Here is a 15,029-nt window from a genome sequence, read left to right as displayed (position 1 = left end):
TACCTACAGCCCTTACTTTCTTTTATAGCTAGCTTTTGATGATGTCCCGTCTGGGTGCACAAATTCATAGGTATAGTTGCCTTTAGTGTCCCATCCGTAATTAATACTATAGCTAAGCGTATCTAGTTTATACGTCAATCGATATTGATGGAGTCCTGTGTTTTCAAAAGCGGTAATTTCTGCACCACGTAGTGGTCTTAAATCTGGTCTTACACCTTTTGTTCTTGCTTGTGGTGTTATTTCATTTTCTGGTGCTTGCGTATTAGGATTTAGTGCTACTTTTCCTTTCATAGCAGCTATTAAATAAGGGTATTCTTTTATTGCGTGATATTGATACGTACTATCAGAACTAAAGCGGCCCAAATTTTCATCTAACTGTTCTTTTGTTTCGCCATAAACAGGAAAGCCATCTAAGGCATAGGCAATAGGCTTGGTACTACCAACTTTAGCTTGTAAATGTACTGGTGGCAAATGGTAGTGATAATCATCGGCCCTTCCACAGTGTCCGCCCCATTGGTCTAATTCTCCAATAGCATTAGCGTCTTCACCACGGTTGTTTAGAGGATTAAAAATAGGAATACCGTTTGCAGCAATAGCAATGGCACCTTTCATAAAATTATCTTTTGTAGAAAGCGGATTTTCTGCCAATTCTGGTTGTAATGGAATAGCCCAAGCGTTAGCTCCTGTATAGTCATGATTGATAGGGACTTGTTGCTGCCAACTTGTAATTCCTGTCATCATTTCATGATCGGGAATGCCATCTGATTCGATATAAAAATAGGTGTCATCATATTTTGTGTTCACCTTGTCAAAAGCACCAAAAATGGAGACTAAGAAGGGCACATCATTTTCGGCCATTTTAAAACTACTTGTGGACGATTTACTTTTACAGGCTACAAAAACAACGAGTAGTGTTAACAAGCTAAAAGCCCAGTAAAATTTCTTCTTTTTTGATGTGTAGTGATACGTGAAAAGTGCAACTAATAATAGTAGTAAGCCTAAGGCAAGATATAAATTAATAGGAGAAACTATACCAACAGATTTCTCTTGTGGCAAAACATTCTGTTCATGAATCCAATTAGATTTGTCCAGAATATACTGTTGCTCTTCGGTTTTGAAATCGCTGATATCGAATACCATTAATTCATGGTCCTCATTACTCAGATATACTATTTCGTCTACTTTCTGTATGAAATCTGCCGTAATTGTTTTATCATCTTCTACTAATTTCCAAACTTTTGTAGGAGTACCATGCCCACCGTCATGAGCTAATAGTTGAACACTTACAAACTGTACTACTAGAAAAAAGAGTAGTTTCTTTAGTGATTTATTATTCATGAGCATCTATAAAATTTAAACTTGTTCTATCGAGTACCGTGGCTTCAGAAATGGCCTCCATGAAAGTATGGTAGTCCACTGTAATAGCATTAGCTTTCGGAAGCGCTTTGGGTACGTCTTTTAAGGCAAATAGGGCAATGGTATAGCTATGTTCTCCTGATCCTTTAGAACATGGCGAAGTATAAGAAACAGCGGTGCCATCTTTATTAGCACCCATATACCAATTTGGATTCTTGGCCATTTTATATGGAATCTCTGTTACGGTTGGGGCTATACCCCATAGCAGCAAATAAGAATTTACTTCTGTTTTGCTATCTTTTTTCGGATAATGATACATGACAATGGCTAGAGAATTTGTGCCTTCAGGAACATTAGACCAAGATAGCGGAATGGAGTTTTCTATATCATTTATTTTTTTTTCACATTTATAGTTGTCCAACAGCTTACCATTTTCCACAGCTTTACTCTGTAATTTAAAATCAGAGTGCAGGGTTTCAAAATCATCATAATTTGTAAAAGAGGAAGCCTTAGCAGGGTTTTTACAAGAATTAAATAAAATTACTGCCGTGGTGATCCATAGAAAAATACCCCATATTGCGTTTACTTTTTTCATATTAATTAATAGTATAGCGTACTAATACTTCATTATCTAAGACCACGTTCGTAGACCAAATAAATTGAGCATCATCATTGGCATCATCAAAAATAGAGGTGAAATTAGTGTAGGCAGGTTTATTATTTACGCCAATAGTATTATTAGTGTAGGTAGATGCATTGGGCCAATTACTATCATCAAAATCAGTTTTCATCCAATCATTAGGTAATTCCCAATGCAATGCATAAAATTCCGATCCATCTTGGCCACCACTAGTATCACAATTTTCAGAATACCTATAGGCGCCCTCTTCAGATACGCAGCTTAGATCTGTAATAGGTGCAGTATAGTAGGTTTGTGCTTTCCATTTTTCGTCAGTGGTAGCAATAATGTTGTTTTCTGCATCTTTTATTACAGCCACCATTCCGCCATCTCCAGCATGAAAATCCTTTCCTCTATTGGCTTCACAGCCGACACCAAGGTGTTCTTCCCAATCTACTAATTTCATGGCGATGGTAAAAGGTTTTTGAACTTTAAAGGAGACCATGCTAGAATTAAATTCTGTAAAAGGAACTTTATCTTTTCCAACAGCTACACCATTAACATACATTTCAAAATAATTATCAGCAAATATATAGACGGTAAATACCTCTCCATCTTCATCAATTTCAATGGTATTTGGTGTGCCGATAGCAGACAAGGCTTCTTGCGGACTTGCGTATTTCTTTTCTTCGCATGAATTAAATAAATCTGCTGCAAACGGAAAAGTAGTATTGGTGTAATTTGTAGCAGCAGGTACTACCCATTTTTTTCCGTCTGTAGACGTAATTTCACCGACATCTGTTTTTCTACCACGCTCACAAGTATATATATCTTCGGCAGTGGTAGTGGCTATTCCTTGTGTAATACTGGCCGTTCCTTTATAATCAACAGCTATTTCTGCTGTGCTGTTTTGGGCCGACTTTGTTTTCGTTTTATTGTCTGCACAACTCATGATGAGTGCAATACTAATCAATAAATAAGATTTATGTTTCATGGGGCATCTATTTTTAAAAGTTCGCAGCATATTTCTGGAACTCATTGTACACAAACTGATTTTCAAAATCAAAACCTTGAAGCAGACCTACGGTACTTCAAGGTTTAAGATAACTAATTAATAAAGGAAATAAATATTATCTACTAAATTTTACGGGACACCCAATAGATTTCGTAAAATTAGGATTTGGTTTTTCTCCGTTCTCTAAGGCGCGAATAGCATTTTCTATATAAGTTACCTTTACATCTTTAGCGTTTTTAGCATTATCATCTATGGTACCTATGTATTGTACTTTTAGTTGGGCATCTAGTAAAAACACATGAGGAGTTCTTAAGGCTCCGTACTGAGGAACTATTTTTTGATCCGTATCTGCTAAATAAACAAAGGGGAATTTTTTTTCTTTAGCTCTTTTTTGCATGGCCTCAAAGCTTTCTCGGTCATTTGTAGCGCTAACATTTGGATTGATGGCAACCACAGAATATCCTTTAGGGGCATACTCTTTATGTAATGAAATTAAACGATCTTCATACATTTTGGCAAACGGACATTCGTTACAAGTAAAAACAACAATATATCCTTTTGCATTTTTAATATCAGAAAGAGAGAATAGGGTGCCATCTACATTTTTAAGTTCAAAGTCAGTGGCTTTGTCACCAATTTTGTATCCTTTCATTTCACTTAAAGTTTCTGTTTGTTCAGGATTGTGACCTCCACCAGGAGGGCCTTTGCGTTCCCCATTTTCTGGCGGACCTTTTCTGTCTTGTGCTATAACATTCATACTTGTCATTAGGCCAACGACTAGCAGTGCAGCCAATAAAAATAAATTACTTTTTTTCATGTTCTTTGTTTTTTAGGAGGTTATTAACTTCATTATTTAAGTCTTGAATATCTTTGAAAGTGCGTTCATGATAGGAACGGTTTTTAGCATTAAAAATAATGGTGAATGGTATAGCGCCAGACCAATTTGGGTAAATTTTATCTATCCAAGAATTAGCATCTGGATCATCCAATAAGACAACCTTGGAGGTAATCCCTTTTTTCTCTAAAAAGGGTTTTAATTTGGTCTCTATATCTTCTGGGAAATCTAGACTTACTAATACTACCTCAACATTTGGATTGTTTTTTTCGTATTCTTGAAATACAGGTAACTCCTTAATACAGGGAGCACACCACATAGCCCAAAAATTGACAATATAAATTTTATCAGATTTGGTGTGCAGTAGGGGCTCTAAAGAATTAAAGTTGAGGATCGGAATAGTTTTGCTACTTCCTGAAGTTTTCTTTTTCCCAGCGGTAGATTGCGCATTAGAAAATAAAACAAGCAATAAACAACCAATCAAAATCCGTAGTTTCATAATTCCTCTTTTATAATTTAAAGATGCGAAGGCTTACCATACTAAAGAATTGGAATAGATGTATGGGGCCATTATCTATACGAAATAGCTAATTTTATCGATGAGATTATTGAACTCTATTTTGCTTCAAAATTTCATAGGTATGCTCTAGTTAGGACTACAGTATTGTTTGTGAGGTCTCACATTCTTATTGGAACTATTTTAAAGATGAACGCGTGCTTAAAAACACGATGAGCTACAATAGTTTTTTCTGCTTCCGTTTATTCTTCAGCAAATAAACGAGTTATAATTTCATCATTAATCCAATAATTTAGAAAAGGCCTTAATTTCAATACTCCAGGAATATGACTCCATTGCTGGTCCTCATAGACCATAAGTATTTTGAAATCTTTACTGGTTACTATTAATTTTTTATCGGCATCATAGGTATAACGCTCTCCATAAAGTTTTTTAAAGTGACGGGTGCCTTTAGCTATAAGTTCTTGCGTGGCTTCTTCTGTAAATTCAATATGAGTTTCAGAAACGTAATCTACTAAAGTATACGCATTGTCGGTATCAGAGACCAATTCGCCTATTGCTAAGGTTTTAAAATTCTTTATTTCTGTCTTGAAATTAGGATTGCTATGTAGTTCTCCAAGAAAGGAGTTGACTTGTGCTACCGGAATTTGTTCTTTGAGTTTGGGGTATAAAGAAGCATAGAATTCTTCCGTTTTCTTCTCTTCTAAAATTTGAAAAAGCGTGTTTAAATAGGTTTCTACCTCTTTTTTACTTTGGGAAAAATTAGCGGTTGTAAAAAGGAAACAGATACTTATTAGGAAGAACTTATTTTTCATGACGATGTAGATTTCTAAAGGCTCAAAATACGAATAATCAGAACCAATAACGCCAAAATACTATTCTTTAGGAGTTTATAAAAAACTAAATACTAAAAAACAACACATAGATGGGCTGCAAGAGCCCTTATGTGTTGTTTTAGAATTTTAAGATAGATTAATTAAAAATTGCTCCATTATGAAGTATCTGATTATGGGTTTGTAGACCATAACGCAGCGCTTTTCAGCATTGCTCTTCTTGGTAATTTTAATCCTGCCACTACTAACTCTGCAAAATCTTCTGGCTGTAAAACGCGGTCTTCAGAATCTTTATCTGCAATACCCAATTCAATAGTCATATCTGAGGCTATAGTGCTTGGAGTTAGTGTACAAACTCTAATATTATTTTTGCGTACTTCTTTCATTAATGATTCTGACATCCCTATAACGGCAAATTTAGAGGCAGAATAGGCAGATACATTTGCATTTCCACCAAGGCCAGCAGTAGAAGAAACATTGATGATATCGCCTTCATTTTTAGCCAATAAGTGCGGTAATACTTCTTAAGTTACGTAATACATTCCCATAACATTGGTTTGGATAATAGCACTCCATTCTTCTGCAGGCATATCATTAAAAGAGCCAAAGGCGGCAATACCCGCATTATTTACCAAAATATCAATAGTTCCTAACTCTTCAATTATACCTTTAATACTCTTTTTAACCTCTTCATGGTCGCCAACATCAAAAACGGCATATATAGCATTAGCTCCTAATGCTTTAATTTCAGAAACCGTTTCTTTCAAGACCTTTTCATTTCTTCCTGTGATTGCGACATCTATGCCTTCTTTTGCAAAAGCTAATGCCGTAGCTTTTCCCAAACCTCTGCCGCCACCAGTAATAATGGCTTTTTTATTTTTTAAATCGTTCATTCTTTTTGTTTTATTTGTTACTGGTCCAATAATCCATAACGAAAACATCTTCTATTATTGGTCCTATATTTTCTACGAGTGCGATGTGTGCTTTATGAAATAAATAAATTTCTCTGCCATGTGCATCATTAAATGTTAAAGTGAAGGTGTGCGTAAATTTTTTACTATTGCCCTCTTCACTATCATTTAGCCCCCATTCTAAATGTATAATTTCTGGAATTTCATTTTTAAGATTTTCAAAGGCTTTTTCAGCTTTGTTAATTTGTTCTGCTGTAGCCGATGCTTTAAACTTAAGATGTACCAAATGTCTTAAAATTTGCTCATTTTTTTTCGCTTCTGGTGAAATTTTATAGGAGACAATTTTTTTTAAATCAAAACGATTAGAACCAGCTATAAGAAAGTTAGTGTCTTCTATTTTATGCGACCTTAAACCATAATAAATAGAGAAACCAGTTTCTAAATAATTGATAGGGCTTAAAATACCTTCTTTATTGAGCTTTAGAAGTTGAATACTTTCATCGTCTCTTGTGCCAACTGCCAGTACCGCTTCATTAATAGTTGCTGTTACAATTTCAATTCTTGTTTGTCCTTGTAATTTGGTTTTTTCGTCATCTTTTAGCACAAAATGTGGAACCAAAGCCCCTTTCTTATTCACTTTGAAAACACTTACACCATCACCATGATATACAAAGTTTGGTCTTTTTATAAATCCACCTCTTTCGTAATATTTATGATGTCTATGCCCTACAATTACATACTTATTTTCACCAAGGGTTACCCCTGTTACTGGATAGGCACCTGTTAGGTATCTATCTGTAGTATTATCGCTAATATTATTGATGTTTTTAATCGTACCATTGTCATATATTCTGAAACTACTTACGCCGTTATCTTGAAATCCGCTAGTATATAAATACGTCTTTCCTTTAATTTTATGGCTAAACATTCCTATGATACCATCGGTATGTATGTTATTATCATCTTTCATAGAAACTACATGGGTCAGTTTTCCATCCGGATGTATTTTAAAACTACTTAAGCCCGGAGTTTCTTCTAAGCCACCAATAAATAAATAGGAGGCATTTTTCATATGAATCACCTGCAAAGTTATCGCAGTACCTAAGTGAGTTTCATTGGTGTCTTCGACTAAAGAAACACGTTCAAGGGTTCCGTTAGCTTGTATTTTAAAGGTTTCAATAGCATTACCGTGCTTATTGGCTACAAATAGAAAATGAGAATCACCGATAGCATCGGCTACCATTCCTCTTGCTGGTCCTGTTTGCTTGTAGAGTTCATGGCGGCTGATGGCCGTAAGTTTACCTTCCACCTCTAAGGCATATACGTCTATAGCACCATAGCCTCCTGCGTAGATATAATGTTTCCCTTCTTTCTCATAACTTGTAATGGTAACGGTATTCTTACCGGTGATACTCTGAATATCTTTTCGGTATAACATTAGATCATCAGTACTTTGAGCGAAGCAAATTTGTGATAAAAAGAATACGATATTTAGGAAATATTTTTTTAGAAACATCATGGTTTTAATTTTTAGTACGTTCATTTGTTGATGCTAGTATTGCTACCGCACCAGCGATAGCAATACTTCTATCTTGGTCTATGGTACCACCACTGATACCAACGGCTCCTATAATTACGCCCTTTTTATTTTTAATAGGAATGCCTCCAGGAAATGTTATTAAACCTCCGTTAGAATGTTCAATGTTATAAATGATACCTCCAGGCTGTGTTAAAGCTCCTAATTCTCCTGTATCCATATTGAAATAGCGTGCAGTCTTAGCTTTTTTAATCGCTACATCAATACTTCCAAGAAAAGAATCATCCATTCTCAAGAACGCTTTTAGATGAGCACCAGCATCTACCACAGCAATGTTTACTAGTGTATTAGAAGCTTCTGCATGTTTTTTTGCAGCAAGTAGAACTTCAAAAGCTTCTTGATGCGTAATGTCATTAGTAGCTTGTGCATTTGTTTTGCTAGAAAGTAATGACATCAGAACGATAATAATAATACATTTAATTGGGGTGTAAACTGTCATAAATAGTGCTTATAATTTTAGGCTACAAAAATTATAAACTAATTGGAGAAAAATGTTGAACAAGTTCAACACTATCTCTTTTCATGAATTTTTAGGCTTGTTTTTTAATTTTGCTCAAAAATTCATGCGTAATTCCTAAATAATTAGCGGTTTGTCTATCTGTAAGTTTAGCTACAATTTCAGGATAATTTTTTTTAAAATGATGATAGCGTTCTTTTGCTGTTAGGCTATGGTTTTGAACCAATCTTCGTTGCCAAGCGACAATAGATTTTTGAAACATAATCCTAAAGAATTTTTCAGCAATAGGTACCGTATCATATAAGGTAGTTTTATCTTCTTCACTAATCATTAAAATCTTACTATCTTCCAATGCTTGAATATTTAAATCTGATGGTTTGTGGTTCATAAAGCTGTCTATATCCATTAACCACCAGTCTTTCGCAGCAAAATATAGGGTGTTTTCGTTTCCTTTAGTATCCATAGAGAAGATTCTAAAACAGCCTTCTATGACAAATCCCTCAAATTTACAGACTTGCCCTTGTTGTAAAAGAAATTCTTTTTTCGGTATTGTTTTTGGTTGAAAGAAACTGCAAAATTCTTCTTGTGCTCTAGTAGAAAATTTGACATTCTTATTTATATGGGTAAGGAGTAAATCGTTAATCATTAATTGTTTGTTGCTTAGGAAATGTACCGAAAATAGGCTTGTTTAAGCGAAGCTATTTACGGGTGAAAATAAGAAAATAAAAAGTGGATAGAAAAAATAGGAGCGTATCAAAATAATATAATTTGATGGCTCATGAGTTAGTTTTTATTATTTCGGTTTAGAAATAGCATATTATAGCTGGGCCACATTTTTTGAAATCATACTATACCAAAGTATCCCAGCCCATAGCCAAAGCACTAAAATGTACAGGATTCTAAGAACTATTTTTGAAGCAATTATTTTACGAGCGTAGTGCCATAGGAGGCCGCCGAAAATAAAACCAACAGCCCAAAACATCCCCACAAAAATCATAGCAGGCCATACCCAATCTCCGCTCCAATGACTAAGAGTAGGGTAGGACTTAAAAAAGAATGATACCGGGTAATAGAGTCCGGCACCCAAAGCTCCCATACTTAGAAGCCCTAAGGCAGCTGTGACAAAGAATGCAATGGCAGAAAACTTTGTGGTAAAAGCTAATGATTTCCAAAAATTGAGCATAAATTGATTTTAAATACGATACTTGCACTAATGCCTACTTGAATACAGGCTGTTACGGATTAAAAGAAACGGTTACAACATTTTACCTAAAATTTCTTTCATCATTTTAGCCGCTAAAAAAGCGGTCATTTTTTGAAAATCTTTAGGCGGATTGTATTCAACAATATCAGCGCCAATAACTTTTGTATCTATACTTTGGATTAAATTGATGACCTGTCTGGAGGTTAAACCTCCAGGTTCGTGATGCGAAACTCCAGGAGCATAGGCAGGATCAAAACCATCCATATCTAAAGAAATGTATAATGGGTTTTTAAATTTAGGAATTTTGTTAAGATCTAAATCTTTCATTTGGTGTATTTCTACCTTGAATTTATCGGCCTGTTCTGCTTGGTGTGGATTTAAAGTTCTAATGCCTACTTGTACTAGTTTAACGGCAAAACCATTTTCCATAATTCTAGCAAAAGGGCAGGCATGTGAATAACTATCGCCTTCATAATCATTATACAAATCGCAATGAGCGTCAATATGAAGAATATCTAATTTTGGATATTTTTCGTGATGCGCTTTAATTATGGGGAATGTAATAGAATGATCGCCGCCTAAACTTAGAATTTTCGCACCTGTTTTTAAGTGTTTTTTTGTTATTTTTTCTATATCAAAATAGTCCGATATCTCAAAATCGCCTTTGTCCTCAATAGCCTCGTTTTCAATGGTTATTAGGTTCTCTGTATACATATTTGCAGATCCACAATTTAATACTTCACGTATAATTGGAGGTGCCAGTCTAGGTCCTTTTTCATAAGAAGATTTTTCATCAAATTTTATTCCTTGTATAATTATCTTATACATACTTATCTTATAAAAGTTAGCTTAATTTTTGTTCGCAACCGTTTGCTTTTGGATCTATACTTGAAGTATATGGAACCTCTAGTGTCCGAGAATCTTTACTCTTCGGAGTTTACGGTAGCTTTTTTAGTATTGTTTAAGTTGTACTCCACATAGACCATAATAAGGTTAAAGGCTAAAAAAAGAACAGGGTCAAAACTGATTAATGACTCGTCTAAATTTAGAATATGCAAGATAAAAAAAGTTAAGGGAACCAAGGGCACTAATATAAATATGGAAGAGGTTAAAATTGAAAATGTTTTAATAAGCCTAAACGTGTTTTCCAATAGAAATATCTTTGCGTATGTAACCATACGGTAGGTAGTGCTTAAAACAAAAATGAGTATAGCAATATCAACACCTTGCAAGATAATGTTGCTATCATCGAAATTTGGAACTATTAACCAGCGTTCATAACTAAAATAGGCGATAACCAAAATACAAGCCAATAGTCGGTAATAGAACATCTTCCTGTTATTAGAAATAAGATAATATAATTTTAAATGCCGTTCTTTAATTCGGTTTTTTATGACCTCTGGCACCTTTAAGAGGGGATTTAAAACTCCAAGTATTGAAAATAAAACAGCAATAACAACCTGAAAATATAGGTCATCATAAAAACGGGAGTAGTAGGAAGAATTGTAGGTAGCGAGTTCAAATTGAGATAACACAATGTTCAATAAAACCAGAACAATCAAAAAAATATGAAAGTACATTGGATTTGAATAAAAAGGGGACATTGAACTTTGTACGGGATTGGTGTTGGATTGGAGTAGGTCTGTTGAAAAAGTAGTAAGCAATTTTAAACGTTTCATTCTTGTTTGCAATAGGTAAACACCACATAACAAGAAAAAGGAGAAACCACTAATGAATATAAAAAAAATGACCACATTAGGGTCTTCTAGAAGAATAGCTAAAACAACAGAGAGACAAAGTAATGCCAAAAAAAGATAAAGAATTTTCAGCATGAGCTTTTTCGTTTTTTTTCTTATTTGATTTTTTCTTCTTCTTCATAGCGATATTTCAAATCCCCTGCAAAGTATTAAATTATAGGAAGTATAGCTGTACAATACCCCAATAGAAAATAGCTAAATATATTACCAATACTACAACCCCATATAAGTATTGTTATCTTGATACTTTTTAGCATCTAGACTTATTCTTTTGTAGGAACTATATCTTCTGTAAAGGTGTTTTTATAATTGTGTAATGCTAGTTCCATAGCCCACCAATATTTCTTTTTTGTAAGGAAGGTCCAATCCAAATAATCAAACAATCCTAGATACACCCATTCCCAAACAATACAATTAAGAAACATGGTCTTAGCAATTTTTTTCTGAATTATCTGTAATTCTATTTTAGAAATGCCATTTTTAGACAGTTTTTTTATAGCCGCTATTTTTTCAGTTTCTTCAAACGCGGTATCTAAAAATGGGCGACAGATATGCTCCCAAATATCAAACCTATTACGTAAAGGAATGTTGTTTTCTTTCGCAAATTTTTCTAAAATAGTAGTACTTTCACTTTTTAGAAATATAACTTCTTGGTCTTTATATACCAGAGAAGGAGGAATAGTGTTTAAATTTATTTCAGAGATATCCTTAGCCTCAATCTTTCTTGATTTGTGTATTGAACTGTATTTGAAATAATAACCCTTTGGAAACAGCAGTTCTTTCTTTTTAAATTCAATACTTATATTATCGTAAGTCGTACTCATGCTTTATGGATCGATGAATTCTTAGTGCCTGAAATATGCAAAAGGCCGTAATATAATTCCGATTAACTCAATGTTAGCACCTAAACATTCCTGTGTAACAATTCATATTATTTCGGACTTTTCAGTGTAAAATTAGCAAAGCTCTTGGAGTAGCACCACCCAGTTTACAGTGAATAATGCTGAGGATAAAAATTTTTAAAATGACGGTTCTCAAGGGATTCTTACCAAGACTTATCCCTTATATGGCGAAAAGCTTGACTAAACTTTTAACTTATTTTGTTGGGGCTCTTTAATTTTCTAATAATTATCATCTCTTCAAGTTTATGTGTTCAAGTTAATAATTTGCTGTAATTGTAGTAAAATTATAAGTGGGCGATACTTATATTTGTTAGTTAGATACTGACGGTACTGTGGTAATTGTGAATTGAAAATAAATGTTTCAATTTACATCCAGATAGTAGCAACTTTATCTGTAGACATCAAACAATACATATCTTAACACTTTGTAGATCATTTAATTATGAGTAACAAATTACAGCAAGAAAACGTGGCTTTTTTAGAAGGAGGAGGTCAAATGGGAGAACTAATGCGAAGCTTTAATTGGGCTGAAACAGCATTAGGTACCCCGAACTCTTGGCCACAGAGCCTTAAAAGCACCTTGTCCTTGCTCTTAAATTCCCATTACCCGATGTTGTTGTACTGGGGAGCAAATTATTATTGCTTTTATAACGATGCTTTCAGAATAAGCTTAGGTAGTAAAGGTAAACACCCTAGAATTTTAGGAAAAGAAGGTAAAGAATCTTGGAGTGAGATGTGGTCTACGTTGGGGCCTTTATTAGATGGAGTTTTTGCAGATGGAAAACCGACATGGAAAGAAAACCTCTTTTTACCTATCAATAGAAATGGTACTCTAGAAGATGCTTATTGGACGTTTGGTTATAGCGCCATAAAAAATGAAGAAAATGAAATTTCTGGGATCCTAACTATTTGCACGGAAACAACCAGTAGCATAGAAGCTGTACAGAAATTAAAGGCGAGTGAGGATGAACTTAAGTTTGCTATTGACGCTACTGATTTAGGTACTTGGGATTATGATCCTATTCATGATAAATTAAAAACAAACGCGCGCGTAAAGAATTGGTTCGGTCTAGATACAAGGGAAAAAATAGAACTACACCAAGCTACCAATGCTATTATTGAAGAAGATCGGCAGAGGGTCAATGGGGCTATTCTAGAAGCTTTTGAGATAAAATCTGGCGGCAAGTATGATATAAGCTATACGATTAGAAACAAACAAACGGGACAAGAACGGTATGTTCGAGCACTAGGGAGAGCATGGTTTAACGATAATGACATTGCCTACCGTTTTAATGGAACTTTACAAGACATCACCGATCAACAGAAAAGTATAGAACAATTAAAGCTTAATGAGAATCGTTTTAGACAATTGGTCAAGGAAATACCGGTAGGCATCTGTATTATTAGCGCTGATAATTACACGGTTAATGTGGTTAATGATATGGCGCTTTTTATTTGGCAAAAGACTTTAGAAGAAGCGCATAATAGGCCTTTGTTTGAGGTGTTGACAGAAATAAAAGCAGGAATACTCCCCATATTTGAAGAACTTATTGTCACCAAAAAAGCACAGTTCGGAAATGAATATCCTTTTATACTGGAGCGCAATGGTGTAAAGGAAACCGGATATTTTAATTTTATCTTTGAACCGATTATAGCGAATGGGGTAGTCACTGAGATAATGTTGGTAGCCTTTGAGGTTACCCAAACGGTTAAAGCTAGATTTGAGTTAGAAGAATCTGAACGTCAATTTAAAAACTTTGTCATGCAATCTCCTATTCCCATGGGAATTTTAAGAGGCAAGGAAATGAATATTGAAATGGCGAATGAAAGTTTATTAAACGTCATTTGGAGAAAAAAACGACATGAAGTTGAAGGGATAAGCATGCTAGAGGTATTCCCTAACCTTATCACTTCTAAATATCCTGAAATAATTCTTGGCGTTATGAAGACGGGACTTCCGGCATCAGAAAAAGAATCTTTTGTCTTTTTTGAAGATGATAATGGGTACTGGGAGTTCTACGTAGATTATGATTACATTCCTCTTAGAGATTTAGATGGTGTTGTGACCGGAATTATGTTCACCTGTACTGATGTTACAGACCGTGTGCAAGCCCGTAAAAAATCAGAACTCTTTTCTAAAAATTTAGAGAAGCAAGTTATTCTTAGAACCAATCAATTGAAAGAGGCTAATGATAAACTGCAAATCTCTATTAGAAGTCTTGAAAATAGAAATAAAGAATTAGAAGCCTTCGCTTACGTGTCTAGCCATGATTTGCAAGAACCGCTGCGCAAAATTCAGATGTTTGCAGATAGGGTAGCGAGTAGGGAAATAGCCAATTTATCTGAAAAAGGATTGCACGATTTTAATAAAATTATTAGTTCCGCAGAGCGAATGCGAACATTAATTGAAGATTTATTAGCATTTTCAAGGACCTCTAATCAAGAAGCTAAGTTTGAAAAAGTAGATTTGCAAGAAGTACTTTTGGAAGTGATAGATACCCTATCGGATAAAATTAAAGCTACAAAAACCACCTTAACGCATGATTCATTGGCAATCGCTACGGTAATCCCCTTTCAAATTAGGCAGATATTTCAAAATTTGATAGAAAATTCCATAAAATTTGCAAAAGAAGAAGAAGCTCCAAAAATTAAAATTAAAACCTTAATTGTTCCAGGAGAAAATTTGGGATATTTAAACCTCTCTAGCGAACAGACCTATGCAGAAATTTCTTTCTTAGACAATGGTATAGGATTTGATCCAGCGTATGCAGAACAAATCTTTGAACTCTTTAAAAGGTTACATGGTAAGCTGGAATATAAAGGAACCGGGATTGGTTTAGCTATCGTTAAAAAGATCGCAGAAAATCATCATGGGGCGATTATTGCAGTGGGGAAAGAAGGAGCGGGAGCGGAGTTTAAACTTTATCTACCTTTATAAAATTCACGGTCTATAAAGCAGTAACAATACTGTTTGTTGACGTATAGTTGGTGCTCATCATTTATACGTCAACTTTAGAATAAGGCTT

The 15,029-nt window shown here is 34.5% G+C and carries 14 protein-coding genes and 1 pseudogene; 1 reads left to right on the top strand and 14 read right to left on the bottom strand.

Features of this window, described 5'->3' with window-relative positions:
- Positions 1 to 12: 12 nt before the first annotated feature.
- From BLQ19_RS14220 to BLQ19_RS14155, 14 genes and pseudogenes are all read right to left on the bottom strand, one after another.
- Positions 13 to 1,338 carry a YHYH protein gene (locus tag BLQ19_RS14220; protein ID WP_074538787.1) on the bottom strand — a complete coding sequence of 442 codons (1,326 nt, stop codon included), beginning with the start codon at positions 1,336 to 1,338 and terminating at the stop codon, positions 13 to 15.
- The gene (locus BLQ19_RS14215; protein ID WP_074538786.1) at positions 1,331 to 1,951 is read right to left on the bottom strand and encodes a YbhB/YbcL family Raf kinase inhibitor-like protein; all 621 of its coding nucleotides are present in this window, start codon (positions 1,949 to 1,951) and stop codon (positions 1,331 to 1,333) included. Before BLQ19_RS14215 ends, BLQ19_RS14220 begins: the two co-directional genes overlap by 8 nt.
- Position 1,952: 1 nt before the next feature.
- Complete coding sequence (locus tag BLQ19_RS14210; protein WP_074538785.1) at positions 1,953 to 2,969, bottom strand: hypothetical protein; 1,017 nt, start codon at positions 2,967 to 2,969, stop codon at positions 1,953 to 1,955.
- 136 nt (positions 2,970 to 3,105) lie between these two features.
- Positions 3,106 to 3,807 carry a thioredoxin family protein gene (locus tag BLQ19_RS14205; protein WP_217637583.1) on the bottom strand — a complete coding sequence of 234 codons (702 nt, stop codon included), beginning with the start codon at positions 3,805 to 3,807 and terminating at the stop codon, positions 3,106 to 3,108.
- The gene (locus BLQ19_RS14200; RefSeq protein WP_074538784.1) at positions 3,794 to 4,324 is read right to left on the bottom strand and encodes a TlpA family protein disulfide reductase; all 531 of its coding nucleotides are present in this window, start codon (positions 4,322 to 4,324) and stop codon (positions 3,794 to 3,796) included. Before BLQ19_RS14200 ends, BLQ19_RS14205 begins: the two co-directional genes overlap by 14 nt.
- 260 nt (positions 4,325 to 4,584) lie before the next feature.
- On the bottom strand, positions 4,585 to 5,157 hold the full coding sequence (locus BLQ19_RS14195; protein ID WP_074538783.1) for a hypothetical protein: 573 nt from the start codon (positions 5,155 to 5,157) through the stop codon (positions 4,585 to 4,587).
- A 191-nt stretch (positions 5,158 to 5,348) separates the two neighbouring features.
- Positions 5,349 to 6,068: pseudogene (locus BLQ19_RS14190) on the bottom strand (3-ketoacyl-ACP reductase).
- A 10-nt stretch (positions 6,069 to 6,078) separates the two neighbouring features.
- Positions 6,079 to 7,605 carry a Dabb family protein gene (locus BLQ19_RS14185; RefSeq protein WP_074538901.1) on the bottom strand — a complete coding sequence of 509 codons (1,527 nt, stop codon included), beginning with the start codon at positions 7,603 to 7,605 and terminating at the stop codon, positions 6,079 to 6,081.
- A gap of 4 nt (positions 7,606 to 7,609) precedes the next feature.
- Complete coding sequence (locus tag BLQ19_RS14180; protein WP_369798386.1) at positions 7,610 to 8,077, bottom strand: GlcG/HbpS family heme-binding protein; 468 nt, start codon at positions 8,075 to 8,077, stop codon at positions 7,610 to 7,612.
- A gap of 136 nt (positions 8,078 to 8,213) precedes the next feature.
- A complete protein-coding gene (locus tag BLQ19_RS14175; RefSeq protein ID WP_029446416.1) occupies positions 8,214 to 8,786 on the bottom strand; it encodes a Crp/Fnr family transcriptional regulator in 573 nt (190 codons plus the stop codon).
- Positions 8,787 to 8,957: 171 nt separating this feature from the next.
- A complete protein-coding gene (locus BLQ19_RS14170) occupies positions 8,958 to 9,323 on the bottom strand; it encodes a hypothetical protein (RefSeq protein WP_074538781.1) in 366 nt (121 codons plus the stop codon).
- Positions 9,324 to 9,395: 72 nt separating this feature from the next.
- Positions 9,396 to 10,172 (bottom strand): agmatinase, encoded by a 777-nt coding sequence (gene speB / locus BLQ19_RS14165; protein WP_074538780.1) that lies wholly within the window; start codon positions 10,170 to 10,172, stop codon positions 9,396 to 9,398.
- Positions 10,173 to 10,267: 95 nt separating this feature from the next.
- Complete coding sequence (locus BLQ19_RS14160; RefSeq protein ID WP_139150267.1) at positions 10,268 to 11,176, bottom strand: hypothetical protein; 909 nt, start codon at positions 11,174 to 11,176, stop codon at positions 10,268 to 10,270.
- Between the two features lie 188 nt (positions 11,177 to 11,364).
- The gene (locus BLQ19_RS14155; protein ID WP_074538778.1) at positions 11,365 to 11,925 is read right to left on the bottom strand and encodes a hypothetical protein; all 561 of its coding nucleotides are present in this window, start codon (positions 11,923 to 11,925) and stop codon (positions 11,365 to 11,367) included.
- A gap of 520 nt (positions 11,926 to 12,445) precedes the next feature.
- Here BLQ19_RS14155 and BLQ19_RS14150 point away from each other — a divergent pair.
- A complete protein-coding gene (locus tag BLQ19_RS14150; protein ID WP_074538777.1) occupies positions 12,446 to 14,941 on the top strand; it encodes a PAS domain-containing sensor histidine kinase in 2,496 nt (831 codons plus the stop codon).
- The last annotated feature ends 88 nt before the right edge of the window (positions 14,942 to 15,029 follow it).

Source organism: Cellulophaga baltica (assembly GCF_900102165.1).
GTDB lineage: Bacteria > Bacteroidota > Bacteroidia > Flavobacteriales > Flavobacteriaceae > Cellulophaga > Cellulophaga baltica.
This window is presented reverse-complemented; position numbering and strand designations above follow the sequence as displayed.

What these genes read in the sequence shown, in the direction of transcription:
- BLQ19_RS14175 (WP_029446416.1), bottom strand. Translation starts at nt 8,786, where the DNA reads ATGATTAACGATTTACTCCTTACCCATATAAATAAGAATGTCAAATTT.
- speB (WP_074538780.1), bottom strand. Translation starts at nt 10,172, where the DNA reads ATGTATAAGATAATTATACAAGGAATAAAATTTGATGAAAAATCTTCT.
- BLQ19_RS14150 (WP_074538777.1), top strand. Translation starts at nt 12,446, where the DNA reads ATGAGTAACAAATTACAGCAAGAAAACGTGGCTTTTTTAGAAGGAGGA.
- BLQ19_RS14195 (WP_074538783.1), bottom strand. Translation starts at nt 5,157, where the DNA reads ATGAAAAATAAGTTCTTCCTAATAAGTATCTGTTTCCTTTTTACAACC.
- BLQ19_RS14220 (WP_074538787.1), bottom strand. Translation starts at nt 1,338, where the DNA reads ATGAATAATAAATCACTAAAGAAACTACTCTTTTTTCTAGTAGTACAG.
- BLQ19_RS14200 (WP_074538784.1), bottom strand. Translation starts at nt 4,324, where the DNA reads ATGAAACTACGGATTTTGATTGGTTGTTTATTGCTTGTTTTATTTTCT.
- BLQ19_RS14180 (WP_369798386.1), bottom strand. Translation starts at nt 8,077, where the DNA reads ATGTCATTACTTTCTAGCAAAACAAATGCACAAGCTACTAATGACATT.
- BLQ19_RS14185 (WP_074538901.1), bottom strand. Translation starts at nt 7,605, where the DNA reads ATGATGTTTCTAAAAAAATATTTCCTAAATATCGTATTCTTTTTATCA.
- BLQ19_RS14160 (WP_139150267.1), bottom strand. Translation starts at nt 11,176, where the DNA reads ATGCTGAAAATTCTTTATCTTTTTTTGGCATTACTTTGTCTCTCTGTT.
- BLQ19_RS14170 (WP_074538781.1), bottom strand. Translation starts at nt 9,323, where the DNA reads ATGCTCAATTTTTGGAAATCATTAGCTTTTACCACAAAGTTTTCTGCC.
- BLQ19_RS14215 (WP_074538786.1), bottom strand. Translation starts at nt 1,951, where the DNA reads ATGAAAAAAGTAAACGCAATATGGGGTATTTTTCTATGGATCACCACG.
- BLQ19_RS14155 (WP_074538778.1), bottom strand. Translation starts at nt 11,925, where the DNA reads ATGAGTACGACTTACGATAATATAAGTATTGAATTTAAAAAGAAAGAA.
- BLQ19_RS14205 (WP_217637583.1), bottom strand. Translation starts at nt 3,807, where the DNA reads ATGAAAAAAAGTAATTTATTTTTATTGGCTGCACTGCTAGTCGTTGGC.
- BLQ19_RS14210 (WP_074538785.1), bottom strand. Translation starts at nt 2,969, where the DNA reads ATGAAACATAAATCTTATTTATTGATTAGTATTGCACTCATCATGAGT.